Here is an 18170-nt window from a genome sequence, read left to right as displayed (position 1 = left end):
GGAAATGAGGCGATTGTTTCACGCTCCGGTGGCCAAATAAGTATCGCTAATCTGTTGTAAACAAGCCACAAAAGATAGGAGGGGCAGGAGGCAGCCCCCGGCGCGAACCGCGCATGGGGTGCCTCGCCGCCGGGGAACGCAGTGCGGCGCCTCTTTTGCCCCCTGTTCGGGACGGCGCGGCGCGCATGGCCGCCCGTTCGGGCCGTCGGTGCAAGGCCCGCTTGCCTGCCAGGTCACGCGATCCTTGCCCCATTGGCCCGCGCCACGCATAGTAACGGCGCTGCCGGGCGGCTCCGGATTATTTGAACAAGAGGGATTGGGTCTGAAATGTTGAAAAAATATCTTAGCAAGGGCGCCAAGATGATGGGGCTAGCGGAACTGGTGAATTCCGGCCGGCCCGCGTTTGACGGGTGCTACCGCGTGCTGCCGGTCGGCGGGTCGATGGTGATCGAATTTTTCGACGCCGCGACGCGGCAGGACTTGGGCACGATGAAAAAGGTGCGGATCCTGCCGTATCGGTCCGGCATGATCAATCAGGTGACGCTTGGCGGGCAGGAAGCCATCAGCGGCGAATTCACCGGCTGCGTCATGACGCTGTTCAAGAAGGATGGCGCCCTGACGGCCGGTCACGTGGACACCAATACAGACACCTCGCAACGAGAGGCCTACGCGGCCTTGATGAGCGCGAGCGGGAACGAGCTTGTGGCGGACTACGATACGACCGGCAAGCTGACGAGCTATCCCGGCGTGGACGGATCGACCCTGCTGTTTTGCGTCGCGACCTCAAGCGAGGTGGATCATTACTTTGTGTCCAAGAGCAGCCTTGGCGTGTCGAAGAACATCAAGGCGAACCCGATGATGGGCACGTCGGGTGGATGGCAGGTGCGCAACGAGGCGGTCTATACCGTCCTTTAGGGGTCAGACCGCCAGGTCCACCCAGACTGGGACGTGGTCGGACGGCTTGTCGCGGCCGCGTATCTCGCGGTCGATCTGGCAATCGGTCAGCATGTCGGCGGCTGCCGGGCTCAGCAGCAGGTGGTCGATGCGGATACCGTTGTTGCGGTTCCAGGCGCCTGCCTGGTAGTCCCAGAAACTGTAGTGGCCCGGCCCTTGCTGACGCGCGCGAAAGGCGTCGGTCAGGCCAAGGTTCACGATCTTGCGGAACGCCTCGCGGCTGGGCAGCATGAACAGCGCATCGTCGCGCCAGGCATCGGGGGTCGCGGCGTCTTCGGCCTGCGGAATGATGTTGTAATCGCCCGCCATCACAAAGGGTGTCTCTTCGGCCAGCAACGCCGCGGCGCGCGCGCGCAGGCGCTCCATCCAGGCCAGTTTGTAATCGTATTTCGGCCCCGGCGCCGGGTTGCCGTTGGGCAGGTACAGCCCGCACAGGCGCAGCGCCGCGTGATCGCCCACCACCGTCGCCTCGATATAGCGGGCCTGGTCGTCATCGTCGTCGCCGGGCAGGCCGCGGGTCACGTCCTCGAGCGGGAGTTTCGACAGGATCGCCACGCCGTTGAAGGATTTCTGCCCGTGGGTTTCCACGTTATAGCCGCGGTCCTCGAACAGATCGCGCGGAAAGGCGTCATCGACCGACTTGATCTCCTGCAAGAGCACGACATCGGGCTGCGCCTCGTCCAGCCAGTTGGGCAGGGCGGCGGCGCGGGCCTTGATGCCGTTGATGTTGAAGGTGGCGATTTTCATGTCCGGGCCCTCCGCTTTGATGCGCGCCAGCTATCGCGCACCTGAGAGGCGGGGGCAAGGTGCGGGTTACATCGAAAAGGATGTGCCGCAGCCACAGGCGCTTGTGGCGTTGGGGTTCTCGATCACGAAACGCGCGCCGATCAGTTCCTCGGTGAAGTCGATCGTGGCGTTCTGCAGGAAAGGCAGCGACACGGCATCGACGACGACCTTCTGGCCTTCGCCTTCCAGCACCAGATCGTCGTCGCGGGGATCGTCGAGCGCGATTTCATACTGAAACCCCGAACATCCGCCGCCTTCCACCGCGACGCGCAGGGCTTTTCCCTCGCCCGCGGCGCCGATTTCGGCAAGACGGTTGAAGGCACGTAAGGTGACTTTGGGCGGCAATTGCATCGCTGTGCTCCGGGTGACGGTTTCAATTGGCTCTCCGCTTCAATATAGAAAGTCCCAGGACAGGCCACAAGGACCAGCCAGATATGACGGCACCCTATGCCTCCGATCCTGCGCGCGCCCGGGGACGGCTCGTGCCGGAGGAGGAAAGTACGTTTCGGTCATGCTATCAGCGCGACCGCGACCGGATCATCCATGCATCGGCCTTTCGGCGGCTGAAGCACAAGACGCAGGTGTTCATCGAACACGAAGGCGATTATTACCGCACACGGCTGACCCATTCGATCGAGGTGGCGCAGGTGGCGCGCACCATCGCCGGCGCGCTGGGCCTGAATGCCGAACTGACCGAGGCGGTGGCGCTGGCGCATGATCTGGGCCATCCGCCCTTTGGCCACACCGGAGAAGACGCGCTGCATGTGCTGATGGCGCCCTATGGCGGGTTCGATCACAACGCGCAGGCCATTCGCATCGTCACCCACCTGGAGCGGCACTACGCCGAATTCGACGGTCTGAACCTAACCTGGGACACGCTGGAGGGGCTGGCCAAGCACAATGGTCCGGTCACGGGCGAATTGCCCTGGGCGCTGGCGGACTACAACGCGCGCCACGATCTGGAATTGCACACCTACGCCAGCGGCGAAGCGCAGGTGGCGGCGATCGCCGATGACGTGGCCTATAACCATCACGACCTGCATGACGGTCTGCGGGCCGAGCTTTTCTCGACCGATGAACTGGCGGAGCTGCCGATCCTCAAGGATTGCTTCGGCGCGGTGGACCGGAAATACCCCGGCCTGAACTACTACCGCCGCCGGCACGAGGCCTTGCGCCGCTTTTTCGGGGTGCTGGTCGAGGACGTCATCGTCTTTGCCCAGCAGCGGCTCGCCGAACTGGACCCGAAATCGGTGAACGACATCCGCATGGCAGGGCGCACCGTGATCCGGTTTTCCGACCGGGTGTTCCAGGATCTGACGGTAATCCGGCAGTTTCTCTTCGATCGCATGTACCGCGCGCCCAGCGTGGTGCGGATGCGCGCCGAGGTGACACAGGCGATCGAGGAGCTGTTTCCCTATTTCATGGCCCATCCCGACCAACTGCCCAAGCAGTGGCGCAAGGAGGTCGAGGAGATCGCGGGCGAGACCGAGCTTGCGCGGATGGTGCTGGATTACATCGCGGGCATGACCGACAGGTTTGCCTTGCAGGAACATGCACGGCTGTGCGACGGCAAGCTGTCGGTCGCGGGCAATTGACGTAGGCGGGCAAGATGCTAAACCGCGCCAGACCCAGACAGGACCAGACATGAACCTTTTTGCCGATATCCGTGCGCTAGTGATCGACACTCTGACTGCGATGACGCAGGCGGGCGACCTGCCCGGCGGGCTGAACTTTGACAATGTCACGGTGGAGCCGCCGCGCGATCCCGCGCATGGCGACATGGCGACCAATGCCGCGATGGTGCTGGCCAAGCCCGCGGGCCGCAAGCCGCGCGACATCGCCGAGGCGCTGGCGGGGGCGCTGGCGCAGGATGACCGGATCACCGCCGTGGACGTGGCCGGACCGGGTTTCTTGAACCTGCGCCTGTCGGATGCCCTGTGGCAGGGCGTCGTCGGGGCCGTCCTGTCCGAAGGCACCGATTTCGGGCGCGGCACGCTGGGGCAGGGGCGGCGTGTGAACGTCGAATACGTGTCCGCCAACCCGACCGGGCCGCTGCATGTGGGCCACACGCGCGGCGCGGTCTTTGGCGACGCCCTGGCCAGCCTGCTGGATTTCGCGGGCTACGAGGTGACACGCGAATACTACATCAACGATGGTGGCGCGCAGGTCGATGTGCTGGCCCGGTCTGTGTACCTGCGCTATCTCGAGGCGCACGGACAGGTCGTGGCCTTTCCCGACGGCACCTATCCCGGCGATTACCTGATCGAGGTCGGAGAGGCGCTGATGCGCGCCGTGGGCGAGCGCTATGTCGATGAGGACGAGGGCGTCTGGCTGGCGGAAGTGCGCGATTTCGCCACCGAGGCGATGATGGATCTGATCCGCGCCGACCTCAAGGCGCTGGGCGTCGAGATGGATGTGTTCTATTCCGAGAAATCGCTTTACGGCACCGGCAAGATCGAGGCGGCGCTGGAGGATCTGAAATCCAAGGGGCTGATCTACGAAGGCGTGCTGGAGCCGCCCAAGGGCAAGACCCCCGAGGACTGGGAGCCGCGCCAGCAGACGCTGTTCAAATCCACCGCGCATGGCGACGACGTGGACCGCCCGGTGATGAAATCGGATGGCTCATGGACCTATTTCGCCCCCGACATCGCCTATCACTATGACAAGGTGCAGCGCGGATTCGACATGCTGATCGACGTGTTCGGCGCGGATCACGGCGGATACGTCAAACGCATGAAGGCGGCGGTCAGCGCGTTGTCGGATGGCCGCGTGCCGCTGGACATCAAGCTCACCCAGCTTGTGAAGCTGTTCAAGAACGGCGAGCCGTTCAAGATGTCCAAACGCGCGGGCACCTTTGTCACCCTGCGCGATGTCGTGGACCAGGTGGGTCCCGATGTGACCCGCTTCGTGATGCTCACGCGCAAGAACGACGCGATGCTGGATTTCGATTTCGACAAGGTGCTCGAGCAGAGCCGCGAAAACCCGGTGTTCTACGTGCAATACGCCCATGCGCGCGTCGCCTCTGTGATGCGCAAGGCCGCCGAGGCGGGCATCGCGGTGGACGATGCGACGCTGACCGGGGCGGATCTGGCGCTGCTGGACCACGAGGCCGAGATCGCGATGGCCCGCAAGCTGGCCGAATGGCCGCGCCTGGTCGAGACGGCGGCCCGCAGCAACGAGCCACATCGCGTGGCGTTTTACCTGTATGAACTGGCCGGCGATTTCCACGGGCTTTGGAACAAGGGCAACGACGTGCCGGGCTTGCGGTTCCTGCAGGAAGACGATGTCGCGGCCAGTCAGGCGAAAATCGCCCTTGCGCGGGCCGTTGCCGTTGTAATCGCGGCGGGTCTTGGTATTCTCGGGGTCACACCGGCGCAGGAAATGCGATAGAAATCGCACCGCGCTGCACAGGCAAAGTGACGGACAGACCCCGGTGGCAATGTACCACCAACGGGCAGCGAGGCAGAGATGGCAGATGTGCAATTCTCCCGGAATTGGGAGTCGTACCAGACTCAACAAGACCCACAGGGCGCTTCAACTGCGCCACGTAACGGGCTGACAACGCTCACCAACGTGGCCGGGGCCGTGATCTCGATCGGATTGATCGCCGGGATCGGCATATGGGGATACAAGCTGCTGGTGCGCGACGTCAGCGGCATCCCCGTGGTGCGTGCGGCGGCAGGCGACATGCGGGTCCGCCCCGATGATCCCGGCGGGCAACTGGCGCGCCATCAGGGGCTGGCCGTGAACGCGGTGGCCGCCGACGGGATGGCCGAGAAACCTGCCGATCGTCTCGTGCTGGCGCCCCGTGCGCTTGACCTGACAGAGGAGGATCAGCCGGTTTCGGTGGCGCCCGTGCAACAGCCCGACGCGCTTGTCCCTGCCGCGCAGGCGGTTGAGGCGCCAGACCCGGCAGGCTCTGAAACCGCAACGGCCACCCCGCAGGCGGCATCGATCGAGGCGCTGGTGGCGGAATTGACGGCAGGTGTGGCCCCGATCGACACGGGCGATGACACGTCCGCCGGCCCATCCGGGCCCACCGCGCAGCCACTGGACCCCGCGCCCGAAGAGGGCAGCGTCATCGCCGCGCTGGATGCGCCGGGTGTGCGCCAGTCCAAGCGCCCGCGCCTGCGGCCCGCCGATGCGCCCGCCGTCGTGGTCAAGGCGTCATTGCCCCTGTCCTCCGCCGCGGCGCCCGTGACAGAGGTCGACCCCGCCAGCGTCGCGGCGGGCACCCGTCTGGTGCAGTTGGGGGCCTATGACAGCCCCGAGGTGGCGCGCGAGCAATGGGACAAGATCAATGCCCGGTTCGGCCCCTATTTCGAAGGCAAGGCGCGCATCGTGCAGCGGGCCAATTCGGGCGGGCGGGTTTTCTTTCGCCTGCGCGCGATGGGGTTCGACGACCTGAGCGATGCGCGGCGGTTCTGTTCGGCGCTGGTCGCGGAAAACGCCGACTGCATCCCGCTGGTCACGCGGTGAGGTTCGGCGCAACCATCCTGGATGCCGACGGATTGCGGCTTTCGCCGGAGGAAAAGGCGTTTTTCCGCGATGCCAATCCCTTTGGGTTCATCCTGTTTGCGCGCAACATCGACACCCCCGATCAGGTGCGCGGCCTTTGTGCCGAATTCCGCGACTGCGTTGGCCGCGACGCGCCGATCACAATCGATCAGGAAGGCGGGCGCGTGCAGCGCCTGCGCGGGCCGATCTGGCGCGAATGGCTGCCGCCGATGGAACAGGTCGCGCGCAGCGGCGATCACGCGGTCGAGGCGATGTATATCCGCTACCGTCTGATCGCGCATGAATTGCACGACCTTGGCATCGACAGCAATTGCGCGCCGATGGTCGATGTGGCCGGTGCCGACACGCACCCCTTTCTGACGAACCGCTGCTACGGCACCGATCCCGCGGCGGTGGCGGCGCTGGGGCGCGCGGTTGCCGACGGGATGCTGGCGGGCGGCGTGCTGCCGGTGCTCAAGCATATTCCCGGGCATGGCCGCGCCACGATGGACAGCCATTTCGACCTGCCGCATGTGTCCGCCCCCCGCACAGAGCTGGACACCCGTGATTTCGCCCCTTTCAAGGCGCTGAACGACCTGCCGATGGGAATGACCGCGCATCTGGTCTATGACGCCATCGATGACCGGCCCGCGACCCTGTCGCCCGCGATGATGCGGGTGATCCGCGAGGATATCGGCTTTGACAATCTGATCATGACCGATGACATCTCGATGAAGGCATTGAGCGGGTCGGTGTCGGAGCTGACCCGCGATGCGCTGGCGGCGGGCTGCGACGTGGTCCTGCATTGCAACGGCACGCTGGAGGCGCGGCGCAGCGTGGCGGAGGCGGCTGGCGAGATGAGCTATGCGGCGCAAACCCGCGCGCTGCGGGCCCTCAACCATCGCCGCGCGCCCGACGATATTGACATTTCCGCACTGGAGGCCAAGCTTGGCGGGCTCCTGAGCGGGGGCGGCGATATCGGGCAGGGGCATGGCTGACAACTTGTTTCAGGAAGACAGTCAGACCGTCGCGGACCGCCTCGCCGCCGAGGCGCTGATCGTCGATGTGGATGGGTTCGAGGGGCCGCTGGACCTGTTGCTGACGCTCAGCCGGACGCAAAAGGTGGACCTGCGCAAGATCTCGGTGCTGGCGCTGGCGCGGCAATACCTCGCCTTTGTCGAACGCGCCAAGGCGCTCAGGCTGGAACTGGCGGCGGATTACCTTGTGATGGCGGCCTGGCTGGCGTTCCTGAAGTCGCGGCTGTTGCTGCCGCCCGATCCGACCGAGGACGGCCCCTCGGGCGAGGAGCTGGCCGCGCATCTGGCATTTCAGCTCGAGCGGTTGCAGGCGATGCGCGATGCCGCGGCCCGGCTGATGGGGCGCGACCGGCTGGGGCGCGATTTCTTTGCCCGCGGTCAGACCCACGAGGTCACGCGCGTCCGCCGGCTGCGCTATTCCGCGACGCTGCTGGATCTGATGCAAGGCTATGCCCGGATCCGCACGCGCGACGATTTCCGCCCTTTCGTGATGGATCGCGACGCGGTGTTCACGATGGAACAGGCGCTGGAGCGGATGCGCGGGCTGATCGGCTATTCGGGCGGCTGGACCGACATATCGACCTACCTTCCCGAGGGCTGGAGCGGCGACCCGGTGCGGCGGCGCTCGGCGACGGCATCGACCTTCGCGGCCTCTCTGGAACTGGTCAAGGAAGGCCGGCTGGAGATCCGGCAGGCCGAGAATTTCGCCCCCATCGAATTGCGCAAGAGGGATCAAAAGCGTGACTGACCCCATCGATCCACAGACGGAAAGCCTGTTCGATGCGCCCCCCATGGCGGAACAGGAACGCATGATCGAGGCGATCCTCTTCGCCACCGCCGAGCCGATAACCCTGCGCGAACTGGAAGCGCGGCTGCCGCATGGCTGCGATCCCGGCGAGGCGCTGGCGCATCTGCGGCGCCGCTACGACGGGCGCGGCGTACAGGTGATGAAGGTGGGCGATGCATGGGCGCTGCGCACCGCGCCTGACCTGGGGTTCCTGATGCACCGCGAAACCGTCGAGACACGCAAGCTGAGCCGGGCCGCGATCGAAACGCTGGCGATCATTGCCTATCACCAGCCCGTCACCCGCGCCGAGATCGAGGAAATCCGCGGCGTTGCCGTGTCGCGCGGGACCGTGGACCAGTTGCTCGAGATGGAGTGGATCCGGTTTGGCCGCCGCAAGATGACACCCGGTCGGCCGGTGACCTTTGTCGTGACGCAAGGGTTTCTGGACCATTTCGGGTTGGAAAGCGCACGCGATCTGCCGGGGCTGAAGGAACTGCGATCGGCGGGGCTTTTGGAGAACCGTCCGCCGCCCGGATCCATGCCGCGGCTGGTCGAGGATGCGCCCGAGGACGAATCCGACGAAGGGCAAAGCGAGCTTTTTGAGGATTGAGCCGCGATTGTCCACAAAATCGCCTCAATCCCCGTGATATAAGGCGAAAAGCCACAGCACATGCAAAAGGCATCGAACTATGAACAAGATTATCAACATGATTATCCGTCAATTGACCCGCAAGCTGGTCAACAAGGGCGTCAACGCGGGCATCAACAAGGCGTCCAGCCTGGGGCGCAAACGTCAGGCCCCGCAGCTGACCGATGACGATGGCACCCCGGTGGAGGCGGATGCCCCGGCACCGACAGCCGAACAGATGCGCCAGCAAAAGCAGGCCCGCAAGATGGCCCGGCAGACCAGGCAGGCGGCCAAGGTCATGCGCCGCAGCATGCGCGGGTAAATATTGAAATCAGTATCTTAGACAGGGACCTTGAAGTGCTTTGACAGCTTCAGGCCCTGTCCCTGATAGTTCGATGCGATGCCCGCTCCATACAGTTGGGTGGGCACATCGGCCATGCGTTCATAGACCAGGCGGCCCACGACCTGTCCATGCTCCAACACGAAGGGCGCCTCGTGGCAGCGCACTTCCAGTACGCCGCGCGATCCGGCACCGCCGGCCGCGTCATGGCCGAATCCGGGATCGAAGAACCCGGCGTAATGCACCCGGAATTCACCGACCATCGCCAGATAGGGCGCCATTTCGGCGGCGTATTGGGGGGGGATCGTCACCGCCTCGCGGCTGACGAGAATGTAGAAGGCACCGGGATCGAGGATGATCTGGCCGGTCCGGGTGTGCACCTGCTCCCAGTATTCGGCGGGGTCGTAGTGATCGAGGTTGTCGAGGTCGATCACCCCGGTATGCGGTTTGGCGCGGTAACCCACCAGCGTCGTATCGGGCAGGCGCAGATCGACCGAAAAGCCAAGACCGTCGTCGATCACCGCCGGCCCGTCGACCAGCGGCGTCTGCGCGTGCAGCGCGGTCAGGGCCGCGTCGTCCAGCACCGCGTGCCCCCGGCTGAACCGGATCTGGTTCAACCGCATGCCGGGCCGCACCAGAACCGAAAACGACCGCGGGCAGATTTCGGCATAGAGCGGGCCGGAATATCCGGCGGCGACACGATCGAATTCGGTTCCGCCATCGGTGATCGTGCGCGTCAGCAGGTCCAGCCGGCCGGTCGAGGATTTGGCGTTTGCGACCGCCTGCACGTCGCCGGGCAGGTCCAGATGCTCCATCAGGGGCACGACATAGACGCAGCCCTTTTCCAACACGGCCCCCTGGCTCAGGTCCACGCGGTGCATTTCGAATTCGGTCAGGCGATCGGCGACCTTTGCGCCGTGACCCGCCAGGAACGAGGCGCGCACCCGGTAGGCCGTATGGCCCAGCCGCAGATCGAGGCTCGCGGGTTGCACCTGCGCGGGGGTGACGGCCGGCGTGGCGGCAATCTGGCCGGTTTCGACCATGCGGGCGATCTGCTGATTTGGAATGACGCCGGTCATGGTATGCCTTTCTCAAGCACAATCGCCCGCAACCTTGCGGTGCGGGCGATTTGTGCATGTCGGATAGTGGTCGGGCTAGCAGGACTCGAACCTGCGACCTTCCGTCCCCCAGACGGACGCGCTACCAGGCTGCGCCATAGCCCGACATGAGGGGTGTCATACCCGATCTGCGGGCAGGGGCAAGGGGGAATTGCCACCTTTTCAGTCTTTGCGGGCATCTTTGCGCGGACGGGTCATGCGATCCCGCAGCGCTGTCAGTTGCATCGCCAGCGGACGCAGGTCGCGCGCCTGATCCGAGCTGAGCGCCTTGATCCGCACAACCGAGCTGAGCGCGCCCGGCGAGACCACGATGTCGGCCTCGTCCGGAACGGGCGGCACCGTGATGCGCGCGGGCCCGCGCGGCGCGGGCGCAGCATCCTGGGGCGGCTCTGCGGTTTGGGGCTCCGGCTCTGGCTCTGGCTCTGGCTCCGGTTGCGCGGTGCCCCGCGGTTCCGACGCGGCTTCGGGTTCGGCCTCGGCCTGCTGCTCTGCCGCCGGGCTGTCTGGCGGTTGCGCCACCGCGTCCGGCTGCGCCTTGTCCTCCGGTTCGGGCGCGCCGGCGGTCTCCTGCGGCTCTGCGGGCTGCAGGTTGTCACTCGGCTCTGGCTGGGGTTCGGTCAGCGGCTCGCGCAAGAAAGCGGGCAGGGTGCCTTGGGCCGCGGGCGCGTCTTCGCGCGGCTCCTCGGCGCTCGCCGGCGTCTCTGCCCCGGTGTCGGCGGTCCGTGCCTCCTGCGCATCCGCGTCCGCCGTTGGGGGCGCGTCGAATGGCAGGACAACGCCTTTTTCCGGCGCGGCGTCAGGCAGCGCGACGGGCGACGGCGCCGCCGCCACGGGCGCGAGGGTGCCGTCAAGATCGGCAAGCGTGTGATCGTCGAGCGGTTGCGACAGGTCGGCCACGTGGCTCATGCCGTGTTCGCGCAAGAGTTTCTGCACGCCCTTGATGGTCAGGCCGTCGTCGTGCAGCAGCTTCTTGATCCCGCCCAGCAGCAGCATATCCGACGGGCGATAGTAGCGTCGCCCGCCGGCGCGCTTGATCGGTTTGATCTGGGTGAACTTGCTTTCCCAAAAGCGCAGCACATGCGCCTGCACGCCCAGCCAGTCAGCGACTTCTGAAATGGTCCGAAAGGCGTCGGGGCTTTTGGGCATCAGATCAGGACTTGTTCCCGCTTGCCACGCGGTCCTTCATCAGGTGCGAGGGCCGGAACGTGAGAACCCGGCGCGGATTGATCGGAACCTCTTCGCCGGTCTTGGGATTGCGGCCCACGCGGGCCGATTTGTCGCGCACCGAAAACGTTCCGAAGGATGAAATCTTGACCTGCTCGCCATTCACCAGCGCATCCGACATATGCTCGAGCACCGACTCCACGAGTTGCGCGCTCTCGTTGCGCGACAGACCGACCTCGCGAAACACGGCTTCGCTCAGATCCATGCGTGTCAACGTCTTATCCGCCATGACCATCCCCTATGTTTTCAAGAACCATAGGGGTTTAGCAATTTCCGAGTCAATCTCAATGACTTGTGGGGCGCTGTTTGCGTGGGTTTTCGCCAGCTACCAGCGCAGCACGACCGCACCCCAGGCCAGGCCGCCGCCGATCGCTTCGGTCACGATCAGGTCGCCGGGCTTGATCTGGCCGCGCGCGACCCCGACCGACAGGGCCAGAGGGATCGACGCCGCCGAGGTATTGCCGTGATCCTGAACCGTCACCACGACACGATCCATCGGGATGTTCATCTTTTTCGCGGTGCCCTGGATGATGCGGATATTGGCCTGGTGCGGCACGATCCAATCGACGTCACCGGCGCTCACGCCGGCCTGTTCCATCGCGGTGGTGGCGGTGCTGGCAAGCTTTTCGACGGCATGGCGGAACACCTGGTTGCCTTGCATCCGCAGGTATCCCGTGGTGCCCGTGCTGGCGCCACCATCGACATACAGCAAGTCGCGGTGCCGCCCGTCCGAGTGCAGATCGACCGACAGGACCCCACGGTCCTGCGGCGTGCCTTCGCCCTGCTCGGCCTCGAGCAGGACGGCGCCGGCGCCATCCCCGAACAGCACGCAGGTCGATCGGTCGGTCCAGTCCATGATGCGGCTGAAGGTTTCCGCGCCGATCACCAGAACGCGGCGCGCCTGTCCGGACAGAATCAGCGCGTTGGCGTTGGACAGCGCATAGATGAAGCCCGCGCAGACGGCCTGCACGTCAAACGCAAAGCCACGCGTCATGCCAAGCTGCGCCTGAACCATCGTCGCGGCCGAGGGAAAGGTGAAATCGGCGGTCGACGTGGCCAGGATGATCGCATCGACATCGTCCACCGCCACACCGGCCTGTTCCAGGGCGGCGGTGGCGGCGGCGGTCGCCATGCTTGCCGTGGTTTCGTGTTCGCCTGCGAAGTGACGGCGCTCGATCCCGGATCGCGAGCGGATCCATTCGTCGGTGGTGTCGAGCGTCTTTTCGAACTCCGAATTCGGAACGACGCGTTCCGGCAGGTAGTGACCGACCCCTTTGACAACAGCACGCAGGGTCATTCGGTCGGTCCTTCTGTCGGGGCGACGGCGGCCACGCGGGCGGCCAGCTTGTCGGTGAATTGAATTTCGCTCAATCGCGCGGCCAGTTTGATCGCGGCCGATACGCCGGTGGCGTCGGCGGAGCCGTGCGATTTGACGACGGTGCCGTTGAGGCCCAGGAACACGCCGCCATTCACGCGGCGCGGGTCCACCCTCTTGCTCAGGCGGCGCAGCGACGGGTAGGCCAGCACGGACGCCAGCCGGGACAGGGGCGAAAACCTGAACGCTTCGCGCAGCCGCGTGCCCACCAGGCTGGCCGTGCCTTCGCCGGTCTTGATCGCGACGTTGCCGGTGAACCCGTCGGTCACGATCACATCGGCACGGTCGCCCGAAATATCGCCGCCTTCGACAAAACCGACGAATTCAAAGCCCGCCGCATCCTGTTGATCGCGAATCAGGTCGTAGGCCTCTTTCAGCTCGGTCCGGCCTTTGTGCTCCTCGGTCCCGACATTCAGCAGGCCGACACGCGGGCGGGGCAGGTCGATGGCGTTGCGGGCGTAGGACATGCCCATCAGCGCAAAGCGGACCAGATCGTCGGCGTCGGCACGCACGTCCGCGCCGACATCCAGCATCACGTTGAAGCCCTGCGGGTTGATCGAGGGGTAAAGCACGGCAATCGCCGGCCTGTTCACGCCCGGCAGCTTGCGCAGGCGGATCATCGACAGCGCCATCAACGCGCCCGTATTGCCGCAGGACACGGCCACGGTGGCTTCGCCGTTGCGCACGCTTTCGATGGCGGACCACATCGAGGTGTCCTTGCCGTTGCGCACCACGTGGCTTGGCTTGTCATCCATCGTCACCACGCCGGTGGCATCGCGGATCTCGCAGCGGCCCTGCAACGTCTTGCGGCGCGCCACAAGGGCCTCAAGCTCGGCCTTGGGGCCGTGCAGGATGAACCGGATGTCGGGGTTCTTGCGCGCCGAGAGGTCGCAGCCGGCCACAACCACGGCAGGACCCTGATCGCCGCCCATCGCGTCAACCGACAAAATGGTGCGTCCGGGTGTGCCTGTCGTGTGATCGGTCTGTGCCGTCATGGTGCGACTGTCCTCAAATATGTCTGTCCCAAGCGGTCAGACAGGACTTCAGGCCGCGTCGTCTTCCAGATCGATCTCTTCGGTCAGGGCGACGACTTCCTTGTCGTCATAGTGACCGCAGGAGGCACAGATGTGGTGCGGGCGCTTCAGTTCACCGCAGTTGGAGCATTCGTTGGGGTTTGCAGCAACCAGCGAATCGTGCGCGCGGCGGTTGTTGCGGCGCGATTTGGAAACTTTATTCTGCTGAACAGCCATGTCTTGGGCCTTTTGTCATTCGGGGCCGGGCGCGATGCATGCGCTGCATCTGTCCTGCGCGGGGCCGTGTTTCATATCGTCGTAGCGTGGCGTGACGTGCATTTAGGCCGTGGCCTGAACGAAGTCCAACCTTAATTGCAGCGAGGGCGGCAAAATACTGCGATTGCCGCGCGGCGCAAGTCGATTCTTGGGCGCCGTCATCGGGCACCGTCTTAACCGTCTTGCGACGCCTTTGCCACCCGGCGGCTGCATCGAAAACCAGCGTGCGGCCAAGCCGCGTCTGCCGCTGTTCCCGCCCGCCCGTACACCGCCCGCGCGCGGGTCGCGTCAGGCGTCGCCGGTGTCGCCGTCGTTGCCGTCGGGATCGCGCAACTGGTCCTTGAGGCCGGCCAGCCCCGCAAAGGGTCGCGCGTCCTCGTCGCGCATGGGCGCGGCGCCCGGGGCGGTATAGACGGCCTCGCCCAGTTCGGCGCCCGGACTGCGCGGATAGAGCGGCAGCGCCAGCACCAGCGCCTCCACCATGATCTCGGCGGGGTCGATCCACGCGGTCAGCGGCTCTGTCGTGTCATCGTCGGGCATTTCCGCCTCGGGCGCGTCGATTTCGGTATAGTCGGCCTGGAAAAGCCGTGTCACGGGCACGTCGATGCGGGTCGTGACGGGCTGAAGCGTGATACCGCAGGGCTGTATCACGGTCGCGCCCAGCGTGGCATCCAGCCGCCAGTCGGTGCGCCCCTCGCCGCGCAGATGACCGGAAAACGACAGCTTGCGCAGACCCAGAAGGTCCAATTCGGCGGCGATACGCTCCAGGTCACCCGCGCCGGGGCGCAGCGCGAATTCGGTTTTGGTGTTTTGTGAAAGGTCCGCCACGCGATATGCTGTGGGCGATGGGGCGTTGCGAGACATGATCTATTGCTTTCGTTTCTTGAACCGGGGCCTGTCCTTGGTGTAAGCGAGATAAAAGCCATGAACCCCAAGGGCAAGAGGGACGCGAAAGATGCGTATCACGATCAACGTCAGATCTGCGGCCCGGTTCGGGCTGGTCGCCGCCGTTCTGCTGGGCCTCGGGGCCTGTTCACCCAGTTACCGCACTCACGGCTATGTCCCGCCCAGGGACGACCTTGATCAATTGGCGCTGGGTGTCGATACGCGCGCCAGCGTCGAGGATGCGCTGGGGCCGCCCGCGTCCGGCGGGCTGTTGGACGACAGCAGCTATTACTATGTGCGCAGCCGCGTGCGGCAGTTCGCCATTCTTGAACCGAAGGTGGTCGAGCGCGAAGTCGTGGCGATCAGTTTTGACGCCGCGGGCGTCGTTCAGAACGTCGAAAGCTTTGGTCTGGAACAGGGGCGGGTCGTGCCGCTGGCGCGCCGTGTCACCAGTTCGGGCGTGACCGACAAGACCTTCGTGCGCCAGTTGCTGGGCAACATTGGCCGGTTCAGCCCTGCGGGGCTTGGCGGGTGATGCGGGCCGCCGGAACGGGGCATGAGCGTACTCGATCCGCCTGACGATGTGGCGCCGCGGACGCGGCAGGATGGCGTCGGGCATCTGGACGGCTCGCCGCGTTTCATCGCGCGTCTTACCCGGACAGAGACGGATATCGCCGCGGCCCAGGCGTTGCGGGCGCGGTGCTTCGGCCTGGCGCCGTCGGCGGATGTGGACCGGTTCGATGCACGGTGCGACCATCTGCTGATCGAGGACATGCGCAGCGGCGGCGTGGCGGGCTGTTGCAGGGTGTTGTCGCTGACCGGGGCCGACCTGGCGCAGAGCTATGCCGCGCAATTCTACGACCTCTCCGCCTTGCGGCACTTCGACGGTCCGATGATCGAGCTGGGGCGCTTTTGCGTCGCGCCCGAAGGCCGCAGCCCCGATATCCTGCGCGCGGCCTGGGCGGCGATCACGCGGCTCGTCGATGCCGGGGGTGTGACGCTGCTGTTTGGCTGCTCCAGCTTTTCGGGCATCGACCCTGCGCCCTATCGTGCGGCCTTTGCGGCGCTGGCGGCGCGCCACAGGGCCCCGGACCGCTGGGCGCCGGGCATCGCCGCTGCCGAGGTGGTGCGCTATTGCGAAGAGACGCATCCGCCGCACGCGCCCAAACTTGCGATGATGCAGATGCCGCCGCTGTTGCGAAGCTACCTGGCGATGGGCGGCTGGGTCAGCGATCACGCGGTCGTGGATCGCGCGATGCGAACGCTGCACGTCTTCACCGGGGTGGAGATCGCGGCGATCCCGGCGGCGCGCAAACGCCTGCTCAGGGCGCTGGCCTGACCGGGGTCGGAGACTGCGGCGGCGATATTTTCGAACATATCAAGCCTGGGGCGTTGACGCGGGCCATGGCCCGGCATAGCTGGCAGGAATGGCACGTATTCCTCTTTTGCAACTCAATGACATCTCTCTGACCTTCGGGGGGGATCCGGTGTTTTCCGGGCTCGACCTCGTGGCGCAACCCGGCGACCGCGTGGCGCTCGTGGGGCGCAACGGATCAGGCAAATCCACCCTGATGAAGGTGATGGCCGGGCTGGTTGAGCCCGACAGCGGCGAAGTGATACCGGGGCCGGGCGTGTCGGTCGGCTACATGGAGCAGGACCCGGATCTGGCCGGGTTCGAAACGCTGGGCGATTTCGCCTCGCACGGGCTCGAGGCCTCCGAGATGTACAAGGTCGAGCGCGCGGGCGAGGGCCTGAAGTTCGATCCCGCGCGCCCCGTGGCCACGGCCAGCGGCGGCGAACGGCGGCGTGCGGCGCTGGCGCGGCTGATGGCGGGCGAGCCTGACCTCATGCTTCTGGACGAGCCCACCAACCACCTCGATATCGAGGCGATCGCCTGGCTCGAGGCGGAGCTCAAGCAGAGCCGCAAGGGGTTCATCATCATCAGCCACGACCGCGCGTTTCTGCGGGCGCTGACGCGTGCCACGCTCTGGGTGGATCGCGGGCAGGTGCGGCGGCAGGAAAAAGGCTTTGCCGATTTCGAGGAGTGGCGCGATGCGGTCTGGGACGAAGAGGACATGCAGCGCCACAAGCTCAATCGCAAGATCAAGGCCGAGGCGCGCTGGGCTGTCGAGGGGATCTCCGCACGGCGCAAACGCAACCAGGGGCGGGTCCGCGCGCTGCAGGATCTGCGGGCCGAACGCGCCTCGCAGATTTCCCGCCAGGGAACCGCGGCGATGGCGCTGGACGCCGGGCGCAAATCGGGCCGCAAGGTTGTGGAAGTTGACGGAGTCACAAAGGCTTACGGCGACAAGGTCATCCTGCGCCCATTTTCGTTGACCGTGCAGCGGGGGGACCGGATCGCATTGGTGGGGCCGAACGGAGTGGGCAAGACGACCCTGCTCAATATGCTGATCGGCAAGGAAACGCCGGATACCGGCACGATCAAGCTGGGCACGAACCTGGAACTGGCGCTGTTCGATCAGGCGCGCGCGCAACTGGACCCGGAGATGTCGTTGTGGGACAGCCTGACGGGCGATCCGGACATGCGCGTATCAGGCAAGGCCGATCAGGTGATGGTGCGCGGCGCGCCCAAGCACGTCGTGGGCTATCTCAAGGAATTTCTGTTCGACGAGGCCCAGGCGCGCGCGCCGGTCCGGGCGCTGTCGGGAGGCGAGAAGGCGCGGCTGTTGCTGGCCAAGATCATGGCGCGTGAAAGCAACCTGCTGGTGCTGGACGAACCCACCAACGATCTGGATGTTGAAACGCTGGACCTGATGCAGGAACTGCTGGGCAACTACGACGGCACCGTGCTGCTGGTCAGCCACGACCGCGATTTCCTGGACCGCGTGGCGGCCACGACCATCGCGATGGAAGGCGACGGCCATGCCACCGTCTATGCCGGTGGATGGAGCGATTACATTCGGCAGCGCGGACAGGATGATTTTGCGCAAAGCGTAGTGAAATCAAAGGGGTCCGACCCGAAGGACAAGCCGAAATCGGCCCCCAGGACGGGGTTGAGCTTTACCGAGAAACATCGGCTCGAGGTCTTGCCGGACGAGATCGCGCGGCTTGAGGCGGAGATTGCCAAGCTTGAGGAATTGATGAGCGATCCGGAGCTTTTCACCGCCAACCCGGTCAAGTTCCAGAAGGCGACCGATGCGCTGGTGGCGCGCAACGAAAAGCTGCAGGAGGCCGAGGAAGAGTGGCTGCTGCTGGAGGAAAAGGCGAGCGCCTGAGACAAGGCGGCGCG

At 65.4% G+C, this 18170-nt stretch carries 20 protein-coding genes and 1 tRNA gene; 11 read left to right on the top strand and 10 right to left on the bottom strand.

Going from position 1 to position 18170, the window contains the following annotated elements; all coding sequences use genetic code 11:
- The first annotated feature begins 360 nt into the window (after positions 1 to 360).
- Positions 361 to 915, top strand: a complete 555-nt coding sequence (locus FDT80_RS04485; protein WP_138661014.1) for a hypothetical protein — start codon at positions 361 to 363, stop codon at positions 913 to 915.
- A 3-nt stretch (positions 916 to 918) separates the two neighbouring features.
- On the opposite strand, the gene xth is transcribed toward FDT80_RS04485, so the two are convergent.
- Both xth and FDT80_RS04475 read right to left on the bottom strand, forming a co-directional pair.
- Positions 919 to 1701: an exodeoxyribonuclease III gene (gene xth, locus FDT80_RS04480; RefSeq protein ID WP_138661013.1), complete on the bottom strand. Its 783-nt coding sequence runs from the start codon at positions 1699 to 1701 to the stop codon at positions 919 to 921.
- A 66-nt stretch (positions 1702 to 1767) separates the two neighbouring features.
- The gene (locus FDT80_RS04475) at positions 1768 to 2091 is read right to left on the bottom strand and encodes a HesB/IscA family protein (protein ID WP_138661012.1); all 324 of its coding nucleotides are present in this window, start codon (positions 2089 to 2091) and stop codon (positions 1768 to 1770) included.
- Positions 2092 to 2174: 83 nt separating this feature from the next.
- Between FDT80_RS04475 and FDT80_RS04470 the strand changes: the two genes are divergently transcribed.
- The 7 genes from FDT80_RS04470 (at position 2175) to FDT80_RS04445 (ending at position 9011) form a co-directional block, all read left to right on the top strand.
- Positions 2175 to 3335, top strand: coding sequence for a deoxyguanosinetriphosphate triphosphohydrolase (locus FDT80_RS04470; RefSeq protein ID WP_138661011.1), 1161 nt, complete (start codon positions 2175 to 2177; stop codon positions 3333 to 3335).
- 49 nt (positions 3336 to 3384) lie between these two features.
- Positions 3385 to 5130, top strand: a complete 1746-nt coding sequence (gene argS / locus FDT80_RS04465; RefSeq protein ID WP_138661010.1) for an arginine--tRNA ligase — start codon at positions 3385 to 3387, stop codon at positions 5128 to 5130.
- A gap of 183 nt (positions 5131 to 5313) precedes the next feature.
- Complete coding sequence (locus FDT80_RS19065; protein WP_246039859.1) at positions 5314 to 6219, top strand: SPOR domain-containing protein; 906 nt, start codon at positions 5314 to 5316, stop codon at positions 6217 to 6219.
- Complete coding sequence (gene nagZ, locus FDT80_RS04460) at positions 6216 to 7235, top strand: beta-N-acetylhexosaminidase (protein WP_246039857.1); 1020 nt, start codon at positions 6216 to 6218, stop codon at positions 7233 to 7235. The genes FDT80_RS19065 and nagZ overlap by 4 nt, the downstream gene beginning before the upstream one ends.
- Positions 7228 to 8022 (top strand): segregation and condensation protein A, encoded by a 795-nt coding sequence (locus FDT80_RS04455; protein ID WP_138661008.1) that lies wholly within the window; start codon positions 7228 to 7230, stop codon positions 8020 to 8022. Before nagZ ends, FDT80_RS04455 begins: the two co-directional genes overlap by 8 nt.
- 43 nt (positions 8023 to 8065) lie before the next feature.
- Complete coding sequence (gene scpB, locus FDT80_RS04450; RefSeq protein WP_138661781.1) at positions 8066 to 8671, top strand: SMC-Scp complex subunit ScpB; 606 nt, start codon at positions 8066 to 8068, stop codon at positions 8669 to 8671.
- Positions 8672 to 8750: 79 nt separating this feature from the next.
- Positions 8751 to 9011 carry a hypothetical protein gene (locus tag FDT80_RS04445; RefSeq protein WP_138661007.1) on the top strand — a complete coding sequence of 87 codons (261 nt, stop codon included), beginning with the start codon at positions 8751 to 8753 and terminating at the stop codon, positions 9009 to 9011.
- Between the two features lie 17 nt (positions 9012 to 9028).
- Here the strand turns inward: FDT80_RS04445 and FDT80_RS04440 are convergent, their stop codons facing one another.
- The 8 genes from FDT80_RS04440 to FDT80_RS04405 all read right to left on the bottom strand — a co-directional run bounded on the left by FDT80_RS04440 (position 9029) and on the right by FDT80_RS04405 (position 14899).
- A complete protein-coding gene (locus FDT80_RS04440) occupies positions 9029 to 10108 on the bottom strand; it encodes a 2'-deoxycytidine 5'-triphosphate deaminase (protein ID WP_138661006.1) in 1080 nt (359 codons plus the stop codon).
- A 67-nt stretch (positions 10109 to 10175) separates the two neighbouring features.
- A tRNA-Pro gene (locus FDT80_RS04435) sits at positions 10176 to 10252 on the bottom strand.
- 57 nt (positions 10253 to 10309) lie between these two features.
- Positions 10310 to 11293, bottom strand: a complete 984-nt coding sequence (locus tag FDT80_RS04430) for a MerR family transcriptional regulator (RefSeq protein ID WP_138661005.1) — start codon at positions 11291 to 11293, stop codon at positions 10310 to 10312.
- A 4-nt stretch (positions 11294 to 11297) separates the two neighbouring features.
- Positions 11298 to 11600: an integration host factor subunit alpha gene (gene ihfA / locus FDT80_RS04425; RefSeq protein WP_138661004.1), complete on the bottom strand. Its 303-nt coding sequence runs from the start codon at positions 11598 to 11600 to the stop codon at positions 11298 to 11300.
- Between the two features lie 96 nt (positions 11601 to 11696).
- A complete protein-coding gene (locus FDT80_RS04420) occupies positions 11697 to 12668 on the bottom strand; it encodes a beta-ketoacyl-ACP synthase III (protein WP_138661003.1) in 972 nt (323 codons plus the stop codon).
- Positions 12665 to 13741 carry a phosphate acyltransferase PlsX gene (gene plsX / locus FDT80_RS04415; RefSeq protein WP_138661002.1) on the bottom strand — a complete coding sequence of 359 codons (1077 nt, stop codon included), beginning with the start codon at positions 13739 to 13741 and terminating at the stop codon, positions 12665 to 12667. Before plsX ends, FDT80_RS04420 begins: the two co-directional genes overlap by 4 nt.
- Before the next feature lie 48 nt (positions 13742 to 13789).
- Positions 13790 to 13996 (bottom strand): 50S ribosomal protein L32, encoded by a 207-nt coding sequence (rpmF, locus tag FDT80_RS04410; protein WP_138661001.1) that lies wholly within the window; start codon positions 13994 to 13996, stop codon positions 13790 to 13792.
- A 327-nt stretch (positions 13997 to 14323) separates the two neighbouring features.
- Positions 14324 to 14899, bottom strand: a complete 576-nt coding sequence (locus FDT80_RS04405) for a YceD family protein (RefSeq protein WP_138661000.1) — start codon at positions 14897 to 14899, stop codon at positions 14324 to 14326.
- Between the two features lie 91 nt (positions 14900 to 14990).
- On the opposite strand from FDT80_RS04405, the gene FDT80_RS04400 reads away from it, so the two are divergent.
- The 3 genes from FDT80_RS04400 to FDT80_RS04390 all read left to right on the top strand — a co-directional run bounded on the left by FDT80_RS04400 (position 14991) and on the right by FDT80_RS04390 (position 18156).
- Complete coding sequence (locus FDT80_RS04400) at positions 14991 to 15455, top strand: outer membrane protein assembly factor BamE (protein ID WP_138660999.1); 465 nt, start codon at positions 14991 to 14993, stop codon at positions 15453 to 15455.
- Positions 15456 to 15476: 21 nt separating this feature from the next.
- Entirely contained in the window at positions 15477 to 16259 is a 783-nt protein-coding gene (locus FDT80_RS04395) for a GNAT family N-acetyltransferase (protein WP_138660998.1), read from the top strand.
- An 88-nt stretch (positions 16260 to 16347) separates the two neighbouring features.
- A complete protein-coding gene (locus FDT80_RS04390) occupies positions 16348 to 18156 on the top strand; it encodes an ABC-F family ATP-binding cassette domain-containing protein (RefSeq protein WP_138660997.1) in 1809 nt (602 codons plus the stop codon).
- The last annotated feature ends 14 nt before the right edge of the window (positions 18157 to 18170 follow it).

This window comes from Sulfitobacter sabulilitoris (genome assembly GCF_005887615.1).
GTDB classification, from domain to species: domain Bacteria; phylum Pseudomonadota; class Alphaproteobacteria; order Rhodobacterales; family Rhodobacteraceae; genus Sulfitobacter_E; species Sulfitobacter_E sabulilitoris.
This window is presented reverse-complemented; position numbering and strand designations above follow the sequence as displayed.